This window comes from Mesorhizobium sp. M0185 (assembly GCF_040322175.1).
Taxonomy (GTDB): domain Bacteria; phylum Pseudomonadota; class Alphaproteobacteria; order Rhizobiales; family Rhizobiaceae; genus Mesorhizobium.
In genome coordinates this window covers 20,960-45,226 of the sequence record NZ_JAMYSY010000011.1, presented here as the reverse complement: position 1 = coordinate 45,226, position 24,267 = coordinate 20,960, and the positions used below count along the sequence as shown (strand labels likewise).

Genomic DNA, 24,267 nt, shown 5'->3' with positions numbered 1-24,267 from the left:
CTGACATGACAAACCAAACCAAGAAAAATTCCATCGAGGCGCTATCCGCCAGGGCAGTGCGCGGCGAGATCTCGCGCCGGCAGTTCACGCAGCTGGCCGCAGTGGTGCTGGCCGGCACGCCGATGCTACTGCGCTCGACCGGCGCCTTTGCCGCGGCGAAGGAACTGGTGCTGGTCAACTGGGGCGGCGACGCCATCACCGCCTACGATGCGGCTTACGGCCAGGCCTTCACCAAGGAGACCGGCATCACCGTCAAGATGGACGGCTCCGGCCCGACCGAAGGCGCGATCGCGGCGCAGTTCAAGAGCGGCGCGCCGACCTGGGATCTGGTCGACGTCGATCCGTTCTCGGCCATCACTCTCGGCGCCCAAGGCATGCTCGAGCCGATCGACTATGCGGTCGTCGACAAGAAGAAGATGCGGCCGGGATTCGGCTGGGAGTACGCTGCCTCGACCTATTTCTTCTCCTACGTCATCGCCTACGATGCCGAGAAATACGGCAGCCAGGCACCGACCGGCATGGCCGACTTCTTCGACGTGGCAAAATTCCCCGGCAAGCGTTCGCTCTACAAATGGGGCGTGTCGAGCTGGGAAGCGGCACTGCTCGCCGACGGCGTCGCGCCGGCCTCGCTCTACCCGCTCGACCTCAAGCGCGCGCATGACAAGATCGCAGCCTTCAAGGAAAACGTCGTCGCCTATTGGGGTGGCGGCGCCGAAAGCCAGAGCGTGCTGCTCAATGGCGAGGCCTCGATGGCGATCGTCTGGTCGACCCGGGCTTCGCTCATCGAGCAGGACAGCGGCGGCAAGATCAAGTTCATCTGGGACCAGGGCCTGATCTCGCCCGGCGCGCTCGCCGTGCTCAAGGGCAATCCCGGCGGCAAGGACGCGGCGATGAAGTTCATCGCCAGCACCCAGGACCCGGAGAAGGAACTCATCATGTTCGACAAGCTCGGCCAGGGTCCGGCCAACCCGGCCACCGATGCGCTGATCCCCGCCGACAAGAAGCGCATCAACCCGGTCGATCCCGAGAACATGAAAAAGCAGATTCCGCTCGACATGGATTGGTACGCCAAGAACTACGGGGCAGCACTCGACGAATACACGAAGATCATCTCCGCCTGACAAGCCGGGATAACCGGATGAGAGCATACCTCTCCGACAGGATGGGCGCGGCGCTGTTGATGGCGCCGCTGCTCCTCTTTCTTGTGCTGGCCTACGCCTGGCCATTCCTTGGCGTGGTCAAATGGAGTTTTACGCTGCCCACGCCGGGGCTGGGGCAGTACAATGCGCTGCTCACGGATCAGTTGGTGCAGTCGGTCTTCATCCGCACGCTGCGCATCGCCGCGATCGTGACGATCGTTTCGGTTGTCGCCGCCTACGTCATCACCGTTGTCTGGGTACGCGGCACGCCGGTGCAGCGCGTGGTGGCCGAGTTCTGCATCCTGGTGCCGTTCTGGATCTCGGTGCTGACGCGCGCCTTCGGCTGGGTGGCGCTTTTGTCCAATCGCGGCCTGATCAACACCTGGCTGCAGGCGGTCGGCTTCATCTCAGAGCCGCTGGCGCTGGTGCGCAACGAGTTCGGCGTTATCGTCGGGATGACGCATTTCCTCATTCCCTTCGCCGTGTTTCCGTTGGCCTCATCGATGCGCAGCCTCGACGATCGCGTGCTGCTGGCGGCGCGTGGCCTCGGCTCCAGCCGTATGCGCACCTTTTGGTCGGTATTCGTGCCGATGACCCGCTCCGGCATCATCGGCTCGGCGCTGATCGTCTTCGTCTTTTCGCTCGGCTTCTTCGTCACGCCGGCGATCCTCGGCGGCGGTCGCAGCGTGATGATCGCCGAGCTGATCTACCTTCGCATCTTCCAGAGCCCGGACTGGGGCCTGGGTGCGGCGATCAGCGTGGTGCTGGTGCTGTTCGTCGGCGCGCTGATGGCGCTGCTTTTCCGCTATATCAGACCCAAGCAATTGGTGTAGCGCGATGCCGACCTACCGCCCCGGTCCCGTCTCGCTGGTCCTCGCCGCCCTCGTCGCGCTGTTCCTGCTGCTGCCGCTGCTCGCCGTCATCCCGGTGTCGCTGACGCCGAGCCGCATGCTGGCGATGCCGTCGGGCGAATTGTCGCTGCGCCATTACCGGGCGCTGATCGAGGATCCGCGCTGGATCAGTTCGATCCTGCTCTCGATCAGGATCGGCATCGTCAGCAGCGCCTTTTCCACCGTGCTGGCGCTCTGCTTCAGCCTCGGCATCTGGATGTTCCAGCCGCGCTTCACGGCAGCATTGGTCGGTTTCGTGCTGCTGCCGATGGTGGTGCCGCCGGTGGTCTCGGCAATCACGCTCTACTTCCTGCTGACCTCGATCTCTGGCGTCAGCTCATTCTTCGGCTATGACACCTGGCTGGGTGTCGCCATGGCGCATGCGGTGATGACGGTGCCCTTCGCCACGGTGCTGATCCTGGTGTCGCTCAGCCAGCTCGACCGCCGCATCGACCTCGCCGCCCGCGGCCTCGGCGCCACCGTGTGGGAGCGCGCCACCCGCATCATCATGCCCAATATCAAGTTCGGCATCGTCACCGCGGCGTTGTTGTCCTTCGTGCTGTCCTGGGAAGAGATCGGCGTCACCCTGTTTATCACCTCGGTCAACGCCATCACGCTGCCGCGGCTAATGTGGATGGGCCTGCGCGACAACATCGACCCGGCGATCGCAGCGCTCTCGGTGATCCTGATCGTCATCACCGTGCTGGTGCTTGTGGCGCGAAGCGTCGTGGTCAGGCTGCGCGCAGCGCTGTAGACGCCGCCTCACGCCGAGGTGACTGGCGCGAATGAAACCTTGGGCTACGATTTTCGTTATAGATGGTTCAACAGGTCGAAGGCCCCGCCATGAACCAGGGATGGTTTGCCAAGCCGGTTGCGGTTGCGGTCGGCATCGTGGGAGATATCCGCAACATTTCCAACGCACGGCAGGCTGTCGCATTGCTGGAAGCCCACTGGCGTGACACCGGCAGCGCCAAACACGGGGTGGCACTGCGCACATGCCGCCGCGCCATGAGCGACGATCGCTGGACCGAAGCCGCCAGGAACGCGTTCATCGAGGCCGCGCGGGAAGCGCATGTCCTGGTCGAGCGAGCCGTCGAACCGCAGGACCGGTCCAGGCAGGCGGGACCGTGATCGATTTGTGAGAGCCTCGGTGGTTCGGCCGATCTATTGCATCTCAGGCAGCATGCAGCCTTGGAATGGCGCTGACGTCAACCTCGCGTTCCGCGTGCCACGCATCATAGGCGGCCTGCATCCTGAGCCAGATCGCGGCGCCGTCGCCGAACATCTTTCCAAGACGGGCAGCGACAGCCGGCGACACCGGCTTCTTTTCGCGGATGATGTCATAAAGCTGCTGGCGCGAGATTCCGAGCAGATTGGCGATCTCCACCTTGGTCTTTCCGGTTGCCGGGATAATGTCGTCAAGCAGCGCTCCAGGGTGGGATGGGCAGCGCTCCATCGGACGCATCGGCTCATAAGAGGTCATGGGCTGGTTGTCCTTTCGCTTGGGGCGCCACGTACCCATAATGATATTGTTCGAAATCTACCCGGGTTGCCAGACCTCCCAAAAACCTGGCGGAGTTGTGGCACAGCGCCACCCACTAACCCATGGCATGGCGGATTCTCTTGGACAGGCGGCTCAAAAATGCCGGCCTCGACGACGCATCAAGCTTCCACGACAGCACCGCGGTCGCCATTTTCCGCGGCAACACTCCGACCGACAGGAACCAGGCGGCAAGGATTGCACGCCGCCGCAGGGATGCGGTCATTTCGAGGCTGGCGACGGCGCCGGCCGCCCCGAGCGCCAGCCGGGAATCGTCGGCCACGGGATGTCGGTCTCTGTCCGCGCAAAGCGATGCCAGCCGCTCTTCCAGGTGGACCGGATCGTGGCGGACGGCATTCGACGGCACGATGGTCAGGCCGATCCCGGAAGCCTGGTCCGACAGCGCCTGCATGCGGCGGAAATCGTGAGTTACCCGCCAGCGTGCCCGCTCGGCGAGCTTTTCACCGAAGACTGAATGGTTGGCGCCATGGATCCGGTAGGCGCCGAGGCATTCGTCGATCGATTGGACATGCCCGTACATCGGCGCCAGCGTTGCCAGATAGCCGTCGGCGCCCTGGCGGAACTCCGGCTCCGGTATCGGCATGATCGATTCGAGCGTTGCGCGGTCAAAGGCGAGCCCGCTGGTCACGGTCGTCTGATAGCGGCCCTTGTGCAGGAGTTTCGGCATGACGTCGCCGCTGTCGAAAGCCAGTTCGGGCGGCGGAAAGACATCCTTGATGCGTTGCCCCTCGTCGACGATATGCAGTCTGGACTGGACCTGGGCGGTTGCCTCGTCCCAGGTTTCGACAATGGTAGAGACGGCGGTTGGATAAAGATAATCGTCGGCGTCGAGGAACAGGACGATCTTGCCCGAGCTCGCCGCGAAGCCGGTGTTGAATGCCGCCGCGTGTCCGCCATTTTGCGCTCGCGGGCATGCGAGTATCTCATCGCGATAGGATTCCATGATTGTCGTGGAATTGTCCTGCGATGCATCGTCGACGACGATGACTTCGACATCGGCGTAGTCTTGCTCGAGGGCGCTGTCGATGCTGCGTTTGAGGAACCGCGCATAGTTGTAGTTCGGGATGATGATGGATACCGGAATGACAGGCTGCATCGCGTTTGACCTCGCATCTTGCTTTGGTTCGGCAAAGGCCCTCATGGGCCTGCCCCTCTTCAAGTGCCCCTCTTCAGGCGCGACGAGTTCCCCTCAGAAAAGCTTGCGCTTTCCACCAGGAGACGGGTCACGTTTCGCTTGCGACTTCGCAGTGAGGCCGCCATTGCCTTCGAGGGCTGCCGCCATAGTCAGAACGCGGTCGGCAGCAAAAGCTCCGACGTTCGGCCAAGGTGATGTCGCAACCGAGCCCGACGGAAATGTCTCGCCTCGCAATCAGGTCGGGAGCGAAGCGGACGGGTGCCCTGAAGGCATGGCGGATACTGGCCTGCAAATGCGGCTGGAACAAGCCCCGCGTCGAAAATAGGGCCACTTCAGGTTGCGTTTCAGGCGGCATGCCGCGACCGCCGGCCCTTTTGCCCCGGAGCCGGTGAACCGCCTCCGGGGCTTATGACCATGCAGCCTAAACAGTCAGGCGGCCTGCAAACCCGGCAGCGACAGGTCGACTTCCTCCGGCAAGTCGCCGGCCATGGCGGCGGCAAACTTCGTCTGGTCGAGTTCTCCCTCCCAGCGTGCCACCACGACCGTCGCTACCGCATTGCCGATGAAGTTGGTCAGCGCCCGGCACTCCGACATGAAGCGGTCGACGCCGAGGATCAGCGCCATGCCGGCGACCGGCACCGTGGGGACGACCGAAAGCGTCGCCGCCAGGGTGATGAAGCCAGCGCCGGTGATGCCGGCGGCACCCTTGGAGCTCAGCATGGCGACGGCGAGCAGCAGGATCTGGTCGCCGTAGGTGAGTGGCGTGTCGGTCGCCTGCGCGATGAACAGCGCCGCCAGCGTCATGTAGATGTTGGTGCCGTCGAGGTTGAAGGAATAGCCGGTCGGGATAACCAGACCGACCACCGAGCGGTTGCAGCCGGCGCGCTCCATCTTGGCCATGAGGCCTGGCAATGCCGCTTCCGAGGACGAGGTGCCGAGCACCAGCAGCAGCTCTTCCTTGATGTAGCGGATCAGCGCCAGGATCGAGAAGCCGTTGTAGCGGGCAACCGCGCCGAGCACCACCAGCACGAACAGCAGCGCGGTCAAGTAGAACGTGCCGATCAGCATGGCGAGATTGGCGATCGAGCCGATGCCGTATTTGCCGATCGTGAAGGCCATGGCGCCAAACGCGCCGATCGGTGCGGCCTTCATCAGGATGGCGACGAGGCGGAAGATCGGCGTGGTCAGCGCCTGCAGGAAATCGACAACCGGACGGCCGCGATCGCCGACCAACGCCAGGGCGACGCCGAACAGCACCGAGAAGAACAGCACCTGCAGGATGTCGCCCTGCGCGAAGGCGCCGGTGATGGTGTCAGGGATGATGTTCATCAGGAACCCGACGATGGTTGTGTCGTGCGCCTTCTCGGCATACGCCGCCACCTTGGCGGTATCGAGCGTCGCTGGATTGATGTGCATGCCGGCGCCGGGCTGGACGACATTGGAGACGACCAGGCCGACGACCAGCGCCAGCGTCGAGAACACCAGGAAATAGATCATCGCCTTGCCGGCGACGCGGCCGACCTTCTGCAGGTCGGAAACACCGGCGATGCCGGTCGCCACCGTCAGGAAGATCACCGGCGCGATCACCATCTTCACCAGCTTGATGAAAGCATCGCCGAACGGCTTCATCGCCTCGCCGGTTTCGGGATAGAAATGGCCGAGCAGCACGCCGGCGGCGATCGCCGCCAGCACCTGCACATAAAGATGCCGGTATAAGGGAAGTTTGCCGCGCGGCTCGGCGGCAGCGATTGCTGTCTGCATGACGTCCTCCATGGCGCCCCGATCGAAAGCTCGACTCCCCGGGGCAGTTGTTTTGAGACCAGCAGCCTCGCGACTGCTGAATTCGTGTTTGCAACAGCCGTGCCAGATACGCAGAAGAGTGCTTCAGCATTGATTTTATTGAGCATTCGCAAACGTCCGCACTGCCGGACGCATGGCCAAGTGCGACTCTCCGCATAGGTCGAATTGCGTTTTGTGCGAGTTCATGCACAAATGGGCGATGCTGCAACGCCCCGCCGGTGCCTTGTCTTCGACGCCCGAGCAACTCGCCAGGCGGGCGCGCCGAGCCTGGCTGCTGTTTGCGGCCGTCGCCCTGCTGATCGTCACCGCAGCGCTCTACGGCGCCGGCCTCTACGGCCGCACCGCCGAGGTCGAGACCCTGGCGGCGCAGGGGCGTACCGACGCCAACCTGAAGGTCGCGCTGCTGCGCGCCGTGCTCGAAAGCCCGCGTGCCCTGCCCCTGCTTTTATCCGCAGACCAGCAAGTGCGTGACGCGCTGACGCAGAAAAATGCCGCGGCAATCGATGTGCTGAACCGCAAGCTCGAGGGGCTGGTCTCCGGCACCAAGGCGTCGGTGCTCTATGTCATCGGCACCGATGGACTGGCGATCGCCTCCAGCAACTGGCGCGAGCCGATCAGCTTCGTCGGCAACGACTACCGTTTCCGCGATTATTTCTCCGGCGCGATGCAGGCCGGAACCGCCGAGTATTTTGCGCTCGGCAATGTCAGCAAGCGTCCCGGCCTCTACATTTCGCGCCGCGTCGGCGACACAGACGCACCGCTCGGCGTCGTCGTCGTCAAGATGGAGTTCGACCAGCTCGAAGCCGACTGGCGCGAGGCGAATCGCCCGGCTTATGTCAGCGACGAGAATGGCGTCGTGCTGATCACCAGCGTGCCGTCCTGGCGTTTCATGACAACCGCACCGCTGGCCGCACCCAAGCAAGCCGCGATCCGCGACAGCCAACAGTTCGGCGACGCGCCGCTTGTGCCGTTGCCGATCATGCACGCGCAGGCGCTCAGCCCGGATGTGTCGATCGTCCACGCAGTAACGCCCGGCGGCAGCGACGCGGAGTATCTCAGCCTTTCAACACCGATCCCTTCGACCCCCTGGCGGCTCGACTATCTGATCCCGGCTGAAGCGCCGATCGCCGCCGCCGTCCGCGAAATGCGGCTTCTTGCGCTCGGCGTCGTCGTCCCGCTGCTCGGCCTTGCCGCGTATCTGTTGTGGCGCCGGCAGTCGGCGCAGATGCGGATTGCTGCCGAACAGGCAGCCCGCACCGAACTCGAACGCCGCGTCGTCGAACGGACCGAGGATTTGAGCCGCGCCCGCGACCGGCTGCAGGCCGAGATAACAGGCCACCGCAGCACGGAAGCCAAGCTCCAAATCGTGCAGCAGGATCTGGTCCAGGCCAACCGCCTCGCCATCCTCGGCCAGGTCGCTGCCGGCGTCGCCCATGAGATCAACCAGCCGGTCGCCACCATCCGCGCCTATGCCGACAATGCCCGCACCTTCCTCGACCGCAAGCAGACCGGGCCGGCCGAGGAAAACCTCGGCGCTATCGCAGCCCTTACCGAACGCATCGGCTCAATCACCGAGGAGTTGAAGGCATTTGCCCGCAAGGGCCGCACCGCCGCCGAGCCTGTCGAATTACGTGGTGTTATCGAAGGCGCCGTCATGCTCTTGAGAAGCCGCTTTGCCGGCCGGCTCGACGCGTTGGTCATCGACCTGCCGCCGCCGAGCCTCAAGGTCATGGGCAATCGGGTGCGGCTCGAACAGGTGCTGATCAACCTCTTCCAGAACGCGCTCGAAGCACTCGACGGCCGCGACGACGCTCATGTGCAGGTGTCGGTCGAGGAGACCGCGGACGGCGTGACGGTCGGCGTGTCCGATAACGGACCGGGCATTCCACCCGCGATCCTCAAATCGCTGTTCACGCCGTTCAACACCTCCAAGGAAAAAGGCCTTGGCCTTGGCCTCGTCATCTCGAAGGACATCGTCGCCGATTATGGCGGCCGCATCGAGGTTTCGAGCGACGACAGCGGCACCCGCTTCACCATTCATCTCCAGACAGCAGCGTAAGCCATCATGACGAACGACAATGCCGCGCCGGTGATCCTGATCGACGACGACCGCGATCTCCTCAAGGCCACCGTGCAGACGCTGGAGCTTGCCGGCTTCTCGGTCTCGGCCTTTGCGGCGGCGGCCGAGGCGCTGGCCGGGCTCGACGCCGGTTTTGCCGGCGTCGTGGTGTCGGATATCCGCATGCCTCAGATCGACGGCTTGCAGCTTTTCAACCGCATCCTGCGGCTGGATACCGACATTCCCGTCATCCTCGTCACCGGACATGGCGACATCGCCATGGCCGTCAAGGCGATCAAGGACGGCGCCTACGACTTCATCACCAAGCCCTTCGCCGCCGACCGGTTGGTACAGAGCGTGCGCCGCGCAGCGGAAAAGCGCCGCCTGGTGATGGAGAACCGGGCCTTGCGCGAGGCGGCCGGAGAGGCGCAGGACGGCCTGCCGCTGATCGGCCAGACGCCGGCGATGGACAGGCTGCGCCGCACACTACGCCAGATCGCCGACACCGACGTCGATGTGCTGGTGACCGGCGAGACCGGCTCCGGCAAGGAGGTGGTGGCAAGCCTTCTGCATCGCTGGGGCCGCCGCGCCAAGGGCAATTTCGTCGCGCTGAATTGCGGCACGCTGCCGGAGACCGTCATCGAAAGCGAATTGTTCGGCCATGAGGCCGGCGCCTTCACCGGCGCGCAGAAGAAACGGATCGGCCGCATCGAGCACGCCAGCGGCGGCACGCTGTTCCTCGACGAGATCGAAAGCATGCCGGTCTCGACACAGGTGCAGATGCTGCGCGTGCTGGAGATGCGCGAGGTCACCCCGCTCGGCACCAACGAGGTGCGGCCGGTCGACCTGCGCGTCGTCGCCGCCGCCAAGGTCGACCTCGGCGATCCGCGCCAGCGCGGCACGTTTCGCGAGGATCTCTATTACCGGCTCAACGTGGTGACGATCTCGATCCCGCCGCTGCGCGAGCGCCGCGACGATGTCGCCCTGCTGTTCTTCTATTTCGCCGAGCGCGCCGCCGCCCGTTTCCACCGCCAGGTGCCGGCAGTGCCGGCTTCGGTGCATCGCCATCTGAGCGACCATGACTGGCCGGGCAATGTGCGCGAACTGGCGCATTTCGCCGAGCGGTTCGTGCTTGGGTTGGAGGAAGGCGCCGAAGCACAACCCCCTGCCCCGACCCAATCGAACACCGCCATGAAGCTGCCGGAGCGGCTGGAGCGCTACGAGGCCGACATCATCCGCGAGACGCTTGGCCGCAACGACGGAGACGTCAGGCGCACGATCGAAGCGCTGGGGATTCCGCGCAAGACCTTCTACGACAAGCTCCAGCGCCACGGCATCGTGCGCAGCGATTTTTCCAGGTAACCGCCGCCGGGCCTCGACCGGGCGGCTCGGTTACTTGGCGTCGTGGAAGATGATACCGACAGTGTGGCGCATGCCGGAGCGAAGCCGGCTGACGCCGTGCCTGAGATTGACGCGGTAATTGCCCTTGCTGCCCTGGACCGGACGATTGTGGACCGCGAAGGCGACTGCATCGCCCTGGCGCAGCGGCACCACCTCGGCGCGGCTTTGCATGCGCGGACGCTGCTCGGTCAGCACGAACTCGCCGCCGGTGAAATCCTTGCCTGGTTCGGACAACAGGATCGCGACCTGCAACGGGAACGCCAGATCGCCGTAGAGATCCTGGTGCAGGCAGTTGAAGTCGCCGTTAACGTATTGCAGCAGGAGCGGCGTCGGCCGCGTCTGGCCCTGCTCGTGGCATTGCCTGAGGAACGCGGCGTGTTCGTCGGGATAGCGCTGCGCGATACCCATGCGCTGGTTCCAGTCGTTGGCGACCGCGGCCAGGCGCGGATAGAGCGCGGTGCGCAAGCCGCCGATCAAGTCGGGCAAGGGATAGCGGAAATAGCGGTACTCGCCCTTGCCGAAGCCATGCCGCGCCATATGGACATGGCTGCGGAAATGGCTCTCGTCCGAATAAAGTCCGGCAATCTGCCGGCACTCCTGCGGCGTCAGCAGCTTTTCCATCACCGCGCAGCCATAGCCGCTCAGCTCATCGGCCAGCGTCCGCCAATCATATCCGGCAACGCGCACCTCCGCCGATTTCACCGCCGCTTTCGCGCCTATCGAATCGATGGTCATGGCTTCGCCTCCTGTGGCTTCTCTGTCATTGAGATGGGTGAAACGGCGCGCGCGGACCACCCGTTTCTTGCCGGGTGAGCTCGTTAGCGATTGTCTCGGGGATTTCGTTGAATACAATGCAGCTGGGCTTGCCGCGATGGGGGGCGAATTGATCCGACGGGTTCGACAAAGGGACGGGGCAGTCCGGCAATTCCTCGTTTGCCTCGTCGCGATGCTGGTCTCGGCGCTCCCGGCCTTGTCCGCCAGCAGCGACTGCGTCAGCGACGACGAGGTCGAGGCCAGCACGCGGATCGCCGCCTGCACGCGCATGATCGAGGATCCCACGGAGCCTGTGGCCAACCGCGCGACTGCCTAGTACAAGCGCGGCGAGGCACGGGCATCACAAGGCGACTACGACCGTGCGATTGCCGATTTGGGCCAGGCGATCGACCTCGATTCGAAATTCGCCGGTGCTTACTATGCCAGAGGCGCCACAATGGTCGAGGAGGGCGAAAATGATCGCGCCATCGCCGATTTTGGCCAGGTGATCAGCCTCGACCCGACAAACCCCGAGGCGTACAACAGCCGAGGTGTCGCCTGGGAGCACAAGGGCGACTACGACCGCGCCATTACAGACTATGGTCAGGCCATCAGCCTCGACCCGAAGCATTCCGATGCCCACAGCAACCGGGGCAACGCCTGGGCAGACAAGGGCGACTACGATCGTGCCATCGCCGACTACGACCAGGCAATCAGCCTCGATCCTAAAAATGCGGGAGCCTACAACAACCGTGGCGTTGCCTGGAAACAGAAGGGCGAATACGACCGAGCCATCGCCGACTACGAACAGGCGATCAGTCTGGATGCGAAAGACGCCAAAGCCTACAGCAATCGTGGTGCTGTCTGGGTACTAAAAGGCGACTATGACCGAGCCATTGCCGACTACGCTAAGGCGATCGGCCTCGATCCTCGCGATGTCGATGCCTATCAAAGTCGAGGCATCGCCTGGGCACGCAAGGGCGACTACGACCGCGCCATCGCCGATTACGACCAAGCGATCAGCCTCGACTCGAAAGACGCCAGCACCTACTACAACAGAGGCGTGGCTTGGTCGCACAAGGGCGACTACGACCGCGCCATCGCGGATTATGACCAAGCAATCGGCCTCAATCCTCAGGACGCTAGTGCTTACAACAATCGAGGCGTTGCCTGGAAACACAAGGGCGATTACGACCGCGCTATCGCGGATTATGACCAAGCGATTGGCCTCGATTCCCGGGACGCCACCGCTTACAACAACCGTGGCATTGCCTGGAAGAAGAAGGGTGACGACGACCACGCTATCGCCGACTACACGCAGGCAATCAGCCTCGACCCAAAAAACGTTAATGCCTGGTACAACCGGGGCCTCGTCTGGTCTGACAAGGGCGACTATGATGGCGCCATCGCCGACTTCAGCCAGGCAATCACGCTCGATCCTAAAGACCCAACTGCCTACGACAACAGAGGCAATGCCTGGGCACGCAAGGGCGACAATGACCGTGCCATCGCCGACTACGGCCAGGCGATCATGCTCGATCCAGTACATGCCAAAGCCTTCAGGTACCGAGGCCGGATCTGGCAAAAGAAGGGCGAGGACGACCGCGCCATCGCCGACTACGACAAGGCGATCAGCCTCGATCCGAAAGGTGCCCCTGGTTACGACGGCCGCGGCTTCGTCTGGTCGGCAAAGGGCGACTACGCCCGCGCGACCGCCGACTACGATCAGGCAATCAGCCTCGATCCGAAATATGCCTATGCCTATCTTGGCCGCGGCATTCTCTCCTTCTATTCGAGCGCGCTGGCCAAGGCGCAAGCCGATTTCGGACAGGCGGCCACGCTCAAGCCCGACAATGCCTATTTTGCGATCTGGCTGGAGATGACCGAGCGGCGCAGCGGTGCGGTGGGCCACTTGCAGGAAGCGACTGAAAAGCTCGATATGACCAAATGGCCGGCGCCAGCGGTTCGCATGCTGCTTGGAGAACTGACGCCGGCCGAGGTATCGGCGGCAGCCGACGACCCGGACCCGGCCAAGAAACGCGGCAATCTGTGCGAGGCGAACCTGTTCATAGCCGAGTTCGATCGGCTGCAACGACATGACGACGAAGCCTTGCGGCTCTACCGGGTCGCTGCCAGCGATTGCCCCGCGGAATATTACGAATACGTTGCGGCCAAGGCCGCTCTGCACGAGTTGGGCGCGGTTCCGTAAGACAATTTCCAAGACTTTTTGATGACCCGAGGAGCGAATTGACCGGACCGGTTCGAGAACGGCACAGGTTTTTCTGGCGCACGCTGGCTGGTCTCATCCTCCTGCTTGTCACGGGGCTTCCGGCGCTTGCCGCCAGCAGCGACTGCGTCAGCGATGACGAGGTCGAGGCAAGCACGCGGATCGCAGCCTGCACGCGCATGATCGAGGATGCGACAGAGCAAGGCATACGGTCAGCTATTGTCCCAAGAGTTTTATCGAATACCGTGCCGCCAACGCTGCATTACGCGAGTTGGATGTTTCGCCGTAACTCTGCCCGACGGATGTTCGTTTGCTAAGAAGACTATGCCGAACAACACGATACAGGTGCATTCTGCCAGACTGATTCAGGCTGTGCCGCGTCCATATGTCAGGAGCCTTCGCCAGCGCGATTCCGGTTTTCACTGGCCCGCGCTAGACTGGCAGCAACCGCAACCGGACTGCCCCTGGCATGATCGTCCAGACCTGCATCAATGGCGCGCGCAGCGCCGATTTCCACCCGCAACTGCCGCTGACGGCGGAGGCCATGGCGCGTGACGGCGCGGCCTGCATCGCCGCCGGCGCCGCCGAACTGCATGTTCATGCCCGCGGGCTGGACGGTCGGGAAAGCCTGGCTCCGGCGGCGATGGATCGGACGGTGCTGGCGCTCCGCCGCGCCTGCCCGGGGACGCTGATTGGCGTGTCGACGGGTGCCTGGATCGAGAACGACGACCAGCGGAAGCTGGTTGCGATCGCCGGCTGGAGCGAGCTGCCCGACTATGCCTCGGTCAATCTGAGCGAATACGCCGCGCCCGCAGTCATGGACCGTCTGCGCCAGCGCGGCATTGGCATCGAGGCCGGGCTCGCCTCCGTTGCCGACGCCGAACGCCTGGTGAGCCTCGACCATGGCAACCGCGTGCTGCGCATCCTGATCGAAATCTCCGAGCAGGAGCGGGACGCTGCGCTTGAGATCAGCGACGATATCGCCGCCGTGCTCGACGGCGCCGGTATGCACCGGGCAATCCTGCTGCACGGCGCCGACGCCACGGTCTGGCCTTTCGTGCACCGGGCGGCGGAACGCCGTTGGTCGACGCGCGTCGGACTGGAAGACGGCAAGGAGCTTCCTGATGGAACAGTAGCACCCGGTAGCGCTGCGCTGACAGCGGCAGCCGTCGCTATCTTCGAGGCCAGTCGTTAGCGCGGGGAAAGCGTTGATGTCCGCCGATCTCCTCTTTACGGGGGAGATGCCAGGATTTGACAGGGAGGCAGGCCAAAGTCGGGCGGGTCTAAAGTATGGCCGCGAGCTAGTGTCAGTAAAATCTAATATTGGGCGACGCTTCCTACTCTCTCTATCATCCTATCGTGCTGCTTGCGATCGCTCCTGTCGTTGCAAGCGCCAATGTGTCACCATGGATGCAGGCATGGTTATTGTCACCGCCTGCATCGCCGTCTCCCTGGCCAGCTACCGTTTTATTGAAAAGCCGCTTTTGGCCATTTCGCGGATGAGCCTCTCCGCCTATCGGATGAAGGCACAATGAGTTGCGGCCGCGCCCCACCAACTTGGTCGACCTGCTATGGAGGTGCGTTGCACCTCTTGCGCCACTTGCTTCTTCACCCTCGAACACGGCGCGTCCCGAACGGCGCTGTCCCGCCAACCTCAAGCCGGCGGCGCTGAACCATCAAAGGTATCCTAAAAAACAAAAAACCGCCTCGGCGGGCGGGTCGTCGGTGCGAATCAGCACCATACAGAAATTAGTAGCATAGCTGCCGGCACAAAGCAAGAACAAAATGTGGCGACATCGACGAAACTGCCGATAGGCACAGCGGCACGGCGGATGACATGGCTCTTGCCGTTGTTAAAAATCTCTCATAAGGTATTTTCATATCCGAAAGAAAATACGATTGTTTCTTTCCCTTTATGAAAGCCTGAGTGTTTGCGGGAACATCTCGATCAGACCGACCGGCGACTGGTCAAGCTGCTGTCGCAGGATGCGCAGCTTGGCGTCAACCGCCTCGCCGAGAAGATGGCGATCTCGGTGCCGACGATGCGCATGCGGCTGCGCAACCTGCTCGACCGCAACCTGCTCAAGATCGTCGGGCTGCTCAACCTGACAGAACGCCCCGAGCTGATCTCGGCCATCGTCGGCATCAATGCGCAGGGACGCGGCCGCGCCCGGGAACTGGCGCAGCGCATCTCCGAACTGCCTTTCGTGAACTCGGCCGCCGTCGTCACCGGGCGCTTCGACATCATCGTCGACGTAACCGTGGCCGGTGATGTCGCCGATCTCTACCGCGTCACCAGCGAGCTGATCCCCGGCGCCGGCGAGCCGGGCGAAGTCGTGCGCAGCGAGACCTTCGTCGTCATGGCGTCCTGCAACAAATGGGTCAGCCTGCCGGAAGGCTGCTGGTCGGACGAGACGCGGAAGGAAATGGCATGAAGATCGCGGTTCTCGGCGGCCTCGGCCTGCAAGGCCGGGCGGCGATCGCCGATCTCGTTGCCAGCGACGGCGTCGAGCAAGTGGTCTGCCTCGACACGGCAACCGACGGCGCTGCGCGGCTTGGCGGCCTGACCGACCTTGCCAGGGTGCGTTTTGTCGTGCCGGAGGGCGCGATCGGTCCGGTGCTGGTCGATGTGATGAAGGACGTCGACGCGGTCATCGACCTGTTGCCGCAGCCGCTGATGCGCGAGGCGGTGCAGGCGGCGATCGCGACGCGCACGCCGCTGGTCACCACCAATTACGGCAAGGCCATCGCCGATCTCGCGCCCGAGGCCGAAAAGGCCGGCGTCTCGATCGTCACCGAATGCGGGCTCGACCCCGGCATCGACCTTGTGCTCTACGCGCGCGCCGCAAGCCAGTTCGACACCATCACCGCGATCGATTCCTACTGCGGCGGCATTCCCGAGCCGAAAGCGGTGGTCGAGCCGCTGCGCTACAAGGTGAGCTGGAATTTCGACATGGTTCTGGTCAGCCAGAACCGCGACAGTGTGCTGGTCGAGAACGGCAAACGGGTCGATGTGCCGGCCGCCCGCCAGCACGACAATCGCTTCATCCACGAGATCGAGGTGGCGGGGCTGGGCAGGCTGGAAGCCTTCCCCAATGGCGACGCGCCGCATTATGCCGGCATGCTCGCCGCCGCCAAGGGACTGCAGCGCTCCGGCCGCTATTCGCTGCGCTGGCTTGGCTGGTCGGCGTTCTGGGCGCCGCTGAAGCAGCTCGGCTTCCTGTCCGAGGACAAGGTGCCCGGCACCGGCATCAGCCCACGCGAATTCCTCGGCCGGCTGCTTGGCCCGCAACTGCAATATGGCGCGGACGAAAGGGACCTTTGCGTCATGCGCAACGTCTTTGTCGGCAGCGAAGGCGGCCGCCGCAAGACGGTGACCTCGGAGCTGGTCATCGAACGCGACCTCGCCTCCGGCCTGTTCGGCATGAGCCTTGGCGTCGGCTATCCCGCCAGCATCGTGGCGCAGATGCTGGCACGGCGTGAGATCGCCACGCCCGGCCTGCTCAACCCGCTGCTGCATGTGCCCGATGGCCGCTTCCTCGATGAGCTGGCCAGGCGCGGCATCAAGGTCGCCGAAACGGTGAGCTGGGATTGAAGATTTTCGAACGGTGGTTGCCACCGGCAACGGCGCTGCCGCTCAAAAGGCACCCCGATGGGGTGAAACAACAAGTGGAACAACAAACGACAACAAGGAGGAATGCCCAAATGAAGATTGCCAAGCTTTTCATCGCCGGACTTGCGCTCGCCGGCCTTACCGCCGCCGCCAGTGCCGGAACCCTCGACGAGATCACCAAGCGCGGTGAGTTGCGCGTTGCGGTGCAGACGCAAGGACCACCCTTCTCGCTGGTGGGTGCTGCCGGCGAGCGCACCGGTAGTTCGGTCGAACTCGCCGAACTGATGGCCAAGGAAATGGGCGTCAAGATCACCTTCCTCGACTTCGACTGGGACGGCCTGATCCCGGCGCTGCTGTCGGGCAAGGCCGATCTTCTGGTCGCCGACATGACGCCGACATTGGCACGTGGCATGAAGGTCGCCTTCACCAAGCCTTACATGTACACGGGCAGCACCGTCTTCACCAAGGCTGGTACCGCCTTCAAGTCCACCGAGGACTGCAAGGCCAAAGGCACTAAGATCGCGGTGCTGCTCGGCGCCACCGGCGAGAAGGAAGCCAAGGCCGCCTTCCCCGATGCCGACATCAAGAGCTACAAGGGCGGCGGCCCGCTGCTGCTCGACGCCGTCAACAACGGCCAGGCCGATTGCGGCGTCAACGACGTCTCGGCGGTCAAGGGCCAGTCGACCGCTTACCCAGCCGGCAGCTTCACCATCATGCCGGATATGCTGTCGAAGGAGCCACTGGCCTTCGCCACACGCTATGACGAGCAGGACCTGCTGGTCTGGATGAACCTGTTCCTCGACCAGGTCAGCCTCGACGGCCGCCTGCAGAAGAACCTCGATTACTGGGTCAATTCCGACGCCTGGAAGAAGGATCACTGAGTAGGGTGAATAGTGAGTAGGGAGTAGTAAAGCGCTACTCGCTACTCGCTACTCGCTACTCGCTACTCGCCATTCACCGCCCCACCATGCTCGAAAACTTCAGCTTCCGCACCATTGTCGAATATCTGCCCCTGTTCGGGCAGGGCCTCGTCACGACCGTGTGGCTGTCAGTCCTCTCCTTTGCCGGCGCGCTCGCCGTCGGCATCGTGCTCGCCGCCATGAACCTGCAGCGCGGCCGGCTGTTCCGCGTCCCGGCCAAGGCCTATATCGACGCGGTGCGCGCCACGCCGCTGCTGGCGCAGCTTTATTTCCTCTATTTCGGCCTGCCGCGGCTCGGCTTCGTCCTGCCCGAGTTCGTCGTCGGCATTCTCGCTTTGTCGCTGAACAGCGGCGCCTATGTCGCCGAGATCATCCGCGCCGGCATCCTGTCGATCCCGCGCGGCCAGGTCGAGGCCGGCGTCGCCTCGGGCATGACCTATGTCCAGCGCATGCGCCTCGTCATCCTGCCGCAGGCGTTCAAGGTGACGATCCCGCCGCTGCTCGGACAGGCGATCGTGCTGGTCAAGGATTCCGCCCTGCTGTCGCTGATCTCGGTCGCCGAATTGACGCGCGCCGGACAATTGCTCGCCTCCGACCGCTTCATGCCGGCCGAAGGTTTCATCACCATCGCCGCCTTCTACCTCCTGCTCTATTACGGGCTGAAGGGGTTGGCGGCGCTCTCCGGGCGCTGGCTCGGCCTCGCGGGGGCACGGACATGATCTGGCAGCAGCTGCAAAGCGTCGCCGGCAGCTATCCTCTCGCGCTGCGCGGCCTCGGCATGACCGTGGTGCTGTCGTTGATCAGCCTGGTGCTGGGCACCTTGCTCGGCTTCGGCCTCGGCATCCTGCGCACCGGCGGCAACCGGTTGATCAGCGGCGCGATCGGCGCCTGGGTCGACCTGATCCGCGGCACGCCGTTCCTGGTGCAGATCTTCCTGATCTTCTTCATCCTGCCGGAACTCGGCATCGAGCTCGACGCCTTCACCGCCGGCATCATCGCGCTGACCAACCTGGCCGCCTGCTTCATCTGCGAGATCGTCGTCGCCGGCATCCGCTCGGTCCCGACCGGCCAGGTCGAGGCAGCACTTGCGTCCGGCCTGTCGCGCTGGCAGCGCATGCGCCAGGTGGTGCTGCCGCAGGCGATGCGCATCGTGCTGCCGCCGCTGGTCGGGCAATATGTGCTGCTGATCAAGGATTCCTCGGTCGTCTCAGCCATAGGCCTGACCGACCTCACCCGCGTCGGCTGGCTGGTGGTGCAGCGTGTACCCAATGGGCTGCTGGTCTTCTTCCTCGTCGGCCTCGGTTACTTCATCGTCTGCTACCCCCTGATCATGCTGGCCCGCCGGCTGGAGCAACGCATGGGCGCTGCGCATGGCGAGGTGCAGTTGTGACATCGAACCCCAGCAAAAATGGCACCGGCATGATCGAATTTCGCGGCGTCAACAAATGGTTCGGCCAGCTCAACGTGCTCAGGGATATCACGCTGAGCGTCGAGCCGCGCGAAGTGGTCGTCGTCTGCGGCCCGAGCGGCTCGGGCAAGAGCACCCTGATCCGCTGCATCAACGGCCTGGAGACGATCCGCGACGGCGACCTGACGGTCGACGGCCAGCGCCTCGGCGACCCCGCCACCAACATGACGCGGCTGCGCACCGAGATCGGCTTCGTCTTCCAGTCGTTCAACCTCTACCCGCACAAGACGGCGCTCGAGAACGTCACCCTGGCGCCGATCCATGTCCGCAAGATCCCGCGCGCTGAAGCCGAGAAGGCCGGGCGCGAATTGCTCGCCAAGGTCGGCCTCGCCGACAAGGTGAACGCCTATCCGGCGCAGCTGTCTGGTGGCCAGCAGCAGCGCGTGGCGATCGCGCGCTGCCTCGGCATGCGCCCCAAGATCATGCTGTTCGACGAGCCGACCTCGGCGCTCGACCCCGAGATGATCTCGGAAGTCCTCGACGTCATGGTCGCGGTGGCCGAGGAAGGCATGACCATGATGGTGGTGACGCACGAGATGGGCTTTGCCCGCAAGGTCGCGCAGCGGGTGGTGTTCATGGATGCCGGCGCCATCGTCGAGAGCGGCACGCCGGATGAGTTCTTCTCCAACCCGAAGACCGACCGCAGCCGCGCCTTCCTGAGCAAGATCCTGCGGCATTAGGGCTAACAACTCAATTAGCTGACTGCCGGCTGCGACCGAGATGAGTGGAAATCGACCTTAGGACTCGCGCACCGTGACCTTGGTCACAGCTCTGTCGCCACGCTCAATCTTAATGCGCTTGTCACTCGGGATAGGCGGTGGAGCTACGTTAGCAATCTTTCCATCCTCTAACCGATCCGCAGTCAAAAGCTCTTCCCCTTTCGCCGTCTTTAGGCGCTCTAATTGATTGATATACAATCCTGACATGCCGGCCTCCCAAACGAAAAAATCGGACAAGAATATTGTTAATAGCGAGCAGGCAGGCGGAAGAAGCAACTTGCGAATTAGAGAAAGCGCACGCTTTCAATATAGCGGCCGAGTCCCTGGCCCTCAATATCAACTAACGGACGTGGTTTACACAGCGTGCCGAGAGGTCTGCAGAGGGTTCAACCCGGTCGTTCAGAATGATTGGGTTTTGACCTAAAACGTCAGCCGGCCGTGGCCGGCGTCTTCAGCCAAACGTCGCCAGAGGGTCGGCGCTGATCTCGACCCAGCCGACGGGCTGAAAGAAGCACAGTTCTGGCTCGATGACGTCGGCAGAGCCGATGGTCCCGCCAGCGCAAATCCTTTCTCTGCCCGTTTCGGACCGACGCTTCTCAGAACGCGAAATCCGCGTACTGAACGACATCGGCTGGGAGCCAGGTTTCATGAACTTGCAATATCTCGGGCCCCCGACTGTAGCCGCGGTCGCGGACCACCATCGTCGTGACCCGGCCATTGTTCGGTTGATCGGAGTCCTTCGCGTCGCGTTGCCATTCGTGGTAGTTCACGACCGCCAGGTCGGCGCTTTGATGGCTGATCCGGATGTCGCGTATCTTGATACGGAAGGCCGGATTCGATCTGTAGATGCTCTTCATGTAACCTGCGAAGTCTTTTTTCCCGAACGCCCTGCCGCCTGGCATGATGGCGACCAGATCATCGCTGATCCGGTCGAGCGCGTTCTTCTTGAACGTCGCATCGTCGCCACGGCATCGGCCCGTCACCCAGTCAGTGAAGAATTCGTGGACGTCGTGGATCGTCGCTTCGATTTCCTTCGTTTGAAGGGACATGTTTTCCTCCTGTCTTAAGATGATGCTGGATCAGGCGCTTTGCGCTGTGGCTTGCCCGACCGGAGGCTCCTTGAGGACAGCCCGTACCACGCGAGCCACAGGCACATGAGAAGCGAGGAAATCAGCCAGATCGGACCTCCGATGCCGATCCCGAGCTGCTCACCGAGTGTCCACCCGGTTGCCGAAAGGATACCGAACGCCGAGCCGACGATCGCGGCCCATCGGGGCAGTATCCCGACGTCATCGCGGGCGTCGTGATACGCGACAAGCGCTGTCGCCAGGGCGAGCGCCCAGAATCCGTTACCCATGCCGCCGGAAAACGCCCACCAGGTCATGAAGGCGTTGGTGTCACCCCGGTCGGCCGCGACCGCGACCACCGATGCCTCGGCGACTGCGGTGGAGAACGTGGTCAGGGCGCCGAGAGCCATCACTATCCAGGCAGAACTCAGCATCGGCGAAAGCCGGACGCGGGGGTTGAGTGCCAGGTTCAGGAACGAAGCGCCGGCGATCAGGAACAGCGCCGCTGCCGCCGTCCAATGGACCGTAGCCCATCGCCCATGGCCCTCGGCGATATTCTGCATCTGAACAGACAAATCCGCGTCCGGTGGCCCGTGAAAGACGAGCGCAGCCGCCAGCAGCAGCGTTCCGGTGGCGAGCCAGACACCGCCCGGCCCGCTCATGTTGTTATTATTCGTTTGCATCGGGAAAACCTCCTGTGGCCTTTACCACGCCATGAGGTTTAGACCCGCGCCACGGTTGCCCGCTTCGGCGTAAGTACCCACGCAACGAGAAATTTTGGCTTGGGTAGGATTACCCAGATACGACCATGCCGATCAGGCCGTGCTCGACCGCATAGGCCGTGGCTGCCGCGCGCGTGCGCACGTTCAGCCGCGTCAGGATATCGCTAACGTGATGGTCTACCGTCCGCTGGCTCAGACCGAGCTCGCCGGCAATTTCCGGGTTGGTCAGGCCTGACGCGATCAGGCGCAGAACCTGCGTCTGTCTGGGGGTGAGAACTTCGCCGCCTGTCGCCGTCATGGTGACCCGCAGCTTGCCGGCAACGGCTTCGTCGGGGCGCGCGCCGAGCTCGCGGAAAAGTCTTATCGCTTCGTCCAGTTCGGTCTGCGCCGCTTCAGTATCGCCGGTTGCGAGACAGGCCCGCGCTGTCAGCACCCGCATCCGGGCAAGATGATAGGGCGCCCGAAGGTCCCAGAGGATCGCTACCGCGCGCCGGATATGGGCCAATGCCTCCGCGGCTCGACCAGCATGGATCAGCACCCGCGCGGTAGCCTCGGCGGCTGCGGCGCGGACTGCATCCGCGGAATATTGGCGCGCGCAGTCGTGCAGTGTTTCGCACAGCTCCCAAGCGTCATCGGCCGAACCGACGGCGAGAGTGATTTCCACCGCAGCCGGCAAGAGGCGGAGTTTGCCCGGCAGGTCGTCGACGGACTGCAGTGCGCGGCGGATCGCCGAAAGGGCCGGCTGCTCGTGCCCCTGCTGCAATCGCATAAGCGCCAGCCCCGGCTGCGGATCGAACCCGAGCCTGCTCGCCGCGCGATAGGCGGCATCGGCCTCGTTCCATTGGCCGCGGAGTCGAAATACCTCGCCCTTCTGGTAGAATGCCGGACCGGCGTGGTGCTTCGAGGGCCCCTGCTGAAGGCGGATGCTGGCGACACCGGCCTCGCGGCCGGCCTCGTCCCAGTGGCCGTCGAGGATCAGAATTTCGGCCCGGTGGATCAGGCATCTGCCGGTGAAGGCAACGATGTCGGGCTGTCCGGCGCACCATCCGACCAGTGCCGAGGTCCATTCCCTCGCCCGGCCCGTGGCATGAAATTTCTGACAGATCTCGATCACGCTGCAGTAGACCAGCCCGGTAACGATCGGTGAGAGCCGGCCCGAGGTGACCGAAACCATCGCCTCGTCCAGCAGTTCGAAGCCGCGCACATAGTCGCCGCGCAGGATCAATATCCGGCCCTGAAGGTGGCGCGCGATAGCCAAGAGGTCCGGATCTTCGCAGCGCTGTCCGATCTCCGCGGCACGTGTTGCGTGCGCGAATGCTTCGTCCGGACTGTCGGCGGCGAGGCTTTGTTCGACCATTGGGAGCTGAAGGTAACCGTGTTCTGCACATTCCTGCGTGTGATCCTCGACCAGCCGGTTGGCGCGGGTCAGCCATCCGCTGCCTTGGGCGAATTCACCGCGAAACATCAGGGTGAGCCCGATCCAGAAGCCGCAACGCGCTGCGGATCGTTCGCGTCCGTTCCGGAGATGGTCTTCGAAGGCCCTCTCGTAGTCCCGAACGAATTCCTCCTCGCGCCCAAGCATGTAGGCGGCTTCCCCGAGGCGCTGGAGCTCGGCGCCGCCAAGTTCACTGCAGCGGTCTCTGTCTGACAGTTCGCGGTGAAGCCTGGACCAATCGCCGCGATTGGCTAGCTCCGCATACGGATCCGATGCAACTGCACCGTCTTCCGGCGACTTGTCGCGTGATCGGTCGGAGGGCGCGGGCATAGCCTCAGAATAGCACATATCTTGCTGAGGAGGTGGCGGCAGGTTACTGATGTGACAGAAGTTCGTTTCGGGCTCAATCGAGCCGTTCATCGCGTCCGCCGCCGAGGACCGGGAACGGTGGTGGAATGCTGCCATTCGTCTCATCGATGGAAACGAGTAGGTAGCGCCAATATCGCGACATTCATGGCGCTTCTCAAAAGCTGCCCTTCGCACAACGGCTCGAATCGACCCATTTCTGCCGTTCCGATATCGGCCTCACCATCTCCAAGGCGGACATTCACCCATTATTCGGCGAAAAATCTCGTTCCGATCAAAGCCGCCCTACTTCGTCGCAGCGGCTGCGGCTTCCCCCGGCGGCATAATCCGCATCATGAACGTCGACACCGCTTCCCCGGGTTTGAACGGGCCGGGAACCTGGTGGCTGACCGGCTTCACACTTTGGAGGAATGCCGCGATCGCCATGGCGTCATCCGCGGTGAGATGCGCAAAATCGCGCCAAGGCATGATCGGCGCCAGGATGCGGCCGTCCGGCCGTTCGCCGGTCTGGATCGCGGTGACGATCTGCTCCGGGGTCCAGCTTCCGATACCGGTCTCCCTGTCAGGCGTGATATTACGGGCGACAAAGACACCAAGACCAGGAATCTCGAAGCCCACATCCGAACCGCCGAGGAAGCGCGACATGTCGGGCTTCCCGAAGAAATAACCGGATGTGTGACAGTCGCTGCAGCCGGCAATCGTAACCAGATATTCGCCGCGCGCGATCTGTGTGTCATCGGCCATGGCCGCGTAAGATGGCAGGGCAACAATCGACGCTGTCAAGAATGCAAGATGAACTGGTGTCCGAAACATTGCTTCCTCCCTGTGATCTGTTCGTGTTTGTCCGTCGACCTCCCGCGCCGTCAACCGGTCGCAATTCCCCGATTTTAACCACGTCGAGGACGCTGAATTCTAGCATGGCCAGCACGTAGTAACCATCAGCGATCAATGGTCAGCACTTGTCGCGCCCCGTTTGAGCGCAACTGTGACGG

General features: G+C 63.3%; 23 protein-coding genes and 1 pseudogene. 16 read left to right on the top strand and 8 right to left on the bottom strand.

Annotation, left to right across the window (positions count from 1 at the left end):
- The first annotated feature begins 5 nt into the window (after positions 1-5).
- From NKJ20_RS11440 to NKJ20_RS11425, 4 genes are all read left to right on the top strand, one after another.
- A complete protein-coding gene (locus NKJ20_RS11440) occupies positions 6-1,121 on the top strand; it encodes an ABC transporter substrate-binding protein (protein ID WP_352744109.1) in 1,116 nt (371 codons plus the stop codon).
- 17 nt (positions 1,122-1,138) lie between these two features.
- Positions 1,139-1,972 carry an ABC transporter permease gene (locus NKJ20_RS11435; RefSeq protein WP_352744107.1) on the top strand — a complete coding sequence of 278 codons (834 nt, stop codon included), beginning with the start codon at positions 1,139-1,141 and terminating at the stop codon, positions 1,970-1,972.
- 4 nt (positions 1,973-1,976) lie between these two features.
- Positions 1,977-2,783 carry an ABC transporter permease gene (locus NKJ20_RS11430; RefSeq protein WP_352743677.1) on the top strand — a complete coding sequence of 269 codons (807 nt, stop codon included), beginning with the start codon at positions 1,977-1,979 and terminating at the stop codon, positions 2,781-2,783.
- 89 nt (positions 2,784-2,872) lie between these two features.
- Positions 2,873-3,160, top strand: a complete 288-nt coding sequence (locus tag NKJ20_RS11425) for a DUF982 domain-containing protein (RefSeq protein WP_352451481.1) — start codon at positions 2,873-2,875, stop codon at positions 3,158-3,160.
- Between the two features lie 43 nt (positions 3,161-3,203).
- On the opposite strand, the gene NKJ20_RS11420 is transcribed toward NKJ20_RS11425, so the two are convergent.
- The 3 genes from NKJ20_RS11420 to NKJ20_RS11410 all read right to left on the bottom strand — a co-directional run bounded on the left by NKJ20_RS11420 (position 3,204) and on the right by NKJ20_RS11410 (position 6,486).
- On the bottom strand, positions 3,204-3,512 hold the full coding sequence (locus tag NKJ20_RS11420; protein ID WP_352451482.1) for a HigA family addiction module antitoxin: 309 nt from the start codon (positions 3,510-3,512) through the stop codon (positions 3,204-3,206).
- Positions 3,513-3,627: 115 nt separating this feature from the next.
- Complete coding sequence (locus tag NKJ20_RS11415) at positions 3,628-4,686, bottom strand: glycosyltransferase family 2 protein (RefSeq protein ID WP_352743674.1); 1,059 nt, start codon at positions 4,684-4,686, stop codon at positions 3,628-3,630.
- Between the two features lie 468 nt (positions 4,687-5,154).
- A complete protein-coding gene (locus NKJ20_RS11410) occupies positions 5,155-6,486 on the bottom strand; it encodes a dicarboxylate/amino acid:cation symporter (RefSeq protein WP_031211944.1) in 1,332 nt (443 codons plus the stop codon).
- Between the two features lie 238 nt (positions 6,487-6,724).
- On the opposite strand from NKJ20_RS11410, the gene NKJ20_RS11405 reads away from it, so the two are divergent.
- Positions 6,725-8,584 carry a sensor histidine kinase gene (locus NKJ20_RS11405; protein ID WP_352744104.1) on the top strand — a complete coding sequence of 620 codons (1,860 nt, stop codon included), beginning with the start codon at positions 6,725-6,727 and terminating at the stop codon, positions 8,582-8,584.
- Between the two features lie 6 nt (positions 8,585-8,590).
- Entirely contained in the window at positions 8,591-9,946 is a 1,356-nt protein-coding gene (locus tag NKJ20_RS11400) for a sigma-54-dependent transcriptional regulator (RefSeq protein WP_352744102.1), read from the top strand.
- Positions 9,947-9,976: 30 nt separating this feature from the next.
- Here NKJ20_RS11400 and NKJ20_RS11395 read toward each other — a convergent pair whose 3' ends face one another.
- Positions 9,977-10,720, bottom strand: coding sequence for a 2OG-Fe(II) oxygenase (locus NKJ20_RS11395; protein WP_352451486.1), 744 nt, complete (start codon positions 10,718-10,720; stop codon positions 9,977-9,979).
- 376 nt (positions 10,721-11,096) lie between these two features.
- Here NKJ20_RS11395 and NKJ20_RS11390 point away from each other — a divergent pair.
- The 9 genes and pseudogenes from NKJ20_RS11390 to NKJ20_RS11350 form a co-directional block, all read left to right on the top strand.
- Positions 11,097-11,192, top strand: a pseudogene (locus tag NKJ20_RS11390) (tetratricopeptide repeat protein); the annotation flags it as partial.
- A gap of 3 nt (positions 11,193-11,195) precedes the next feature.
- A complete protein-coding gene (locus tag NKJ20_RS11385) occupies positions 11,196-12,947 on the top strand; it encodes a tetratricopeptide repeat protein (protein ID WP_352744228.1) in 1,752 nt (583 codons plus the stop codon).
- Between the two features lie 487 nt (positions 12,948-13,434).
- Complete coding sequence (locus tag NKJ20_RS11380; RefSeq protein WP_352744101.1) at positions 13,435-14,160, top strand: 3-keto-5-aminohexanoate cleavage protein; 726 nt, start codon at positions 13,435-13,437, stop codon at positions 14,158-14,160.
- Between the two features lie 736 nt (positions 14,161-14,896).
- Positions 14,897-15,400, top strand: coding sequence for an Lrp/AsnC family transcriptional regulator (locus NKJ20_RS11375; RefSeq protein ID WP_352744099.1), 504 nt, complete (start codon positions 14,897-14,899; stop codon positions 15,398-15,400).
- Positions 15,397-16,560, top strand: a complete 1,164-nt coding sequence (locus NKJ20_RS11370) for a saccharopine dehydrogenase family protein (RefSeq protein ID WP_352744097.1) — start codon at positions 15,397-15,399, stop codon at positions 16,558-16,560. The genes NKJ20_RS11375 and NKJ20_RS11370 overlap by 4 nt, the downstream gene beginning before the upstream one ends.
- Before the next feature lie 110 nt (positions 16,561-16,670).
- Entirely contained in the window at positions 16,671-17,459 is a 789-nt protein-coding gene (locus NKJ20_RS11365; RefSeq protein ID WP_023677252.1) for an ABC transporter substrate-binding protein, read from the top strand.
- A gap of 86 nt (positions 17,460-17,545) precedes the next feature.
- Positions 17,546-18,217, top strand: a complete 672-nt coding sequence (locus NKJ20_RS11360) for an amino acid ABC transporter permease (protein WP_352451492.1) — start codon at positions 17,546-17,548, stop codon at positions 18,215-18,217.
- Complete coding sequence (locus tag NKJ20_RS11355; RefSeq protein ID WP_352455417.1) at positions 18,214-18,888, top strand: amino acid ABC transporter permease; 675 nt, start codon at positions 18,214-18,216, stop codon at positions 18,886-18,888. The genes NKJ20_RS11360 and NKJ20_RS11355 overlap by 4 nt, the downstream gene beginning before the upstream one ends.
- Positions 18,889-18,917: 29 nt before the next feature.
- Positions 18,918-19,646, top strand: coding sequence for an amino acid ABC transporter ATP-binding protein (locus NKJ20_RS11350; protein WP_352744094.1), 729 nt, complete (start codon positions 18,918-18,920; stop codon positions 19,644-19,646).
- A gap of 635 nt (positions 19,647-20,281) precedes the next feature.
- On the opposite strand, the gene NKJ20_RS11345 is transcribed toward NKJ20_RS11350, so the two are convergent.
- The 3 genes from NKJ20_RS11345 to NKJ20_RS11335 form a co-directional block, all read right to left on the bottom strand.
- Positions 20,282-20,734 (bottom strand): nuclear transport factor 2 family protein, encoded by a 453-nt coding sequence (locus NKJ20_RS11345; protein ID WP_352744092.1) that lies wholly within the window; start codon positions 20,732-20,734, stop codon positions 20,282-20,284.
- 14 nt (positions 20,735-20,748) lie between these two features.
- Positions 20,749-21,414: a hypothetical protein gene (locus NKJ20_RS11340; protein ID WP_352744090.1), complete on the bottom strand. Its 666-nt coding sequence runs from the start codon at positions 21,412-21,414 to the stop codon at positions 20,749-20,751.
- A 130-nt stretch (positions 21,415-21,544) separates the two neighbouring features.
- Positions 21,545-22,831: a LuxR C-terminal-related transcriptional regulator gene (locus tag NKJ20_RS11335; RefSeq protein ID WP_352744088.1), complete on the bottom strand. Its 1,287-nt coding sequence runs from the start codon at positions 22,829-22,831 to the stop codon at positions 21,545-21,547.
- On the opposite strand from NKJ20_RS11335, the gene NKJ20_RS11330 reads away from it, so the two are divergent.
- Entirely contained in the window at positions 22,820-23,122 is a 303-nt protein-coding gene (locus NKJ20_RS11330) for a hypothetical protein (RefSeq protein ID WP_352744086.1), read from the top strand. The genes NKJ20_RS11335 and NKJ20_RS11330 overlap by 12 nt on opposite strands.
- 438 nt (positions 23,123-23,560) lie before the next feature.
- Here NKJ20_RS11330 and NKJ20_RS11325 read toward each other — a convergent pair whose 3' ends face one another.
- Positions 23,561-24,088: a c-type cytochrome gene (locus NKJ20_RS11325; protein ID WP_502893757.1), complete on the bottom strand. Its 528-nt coding sequence runs from the start codon at positions 24,086-24,088 to the stop codon at positions 23,561-23,563.
- Positions 24,089-24,267 lie beyond the last annotated feature (179 nt).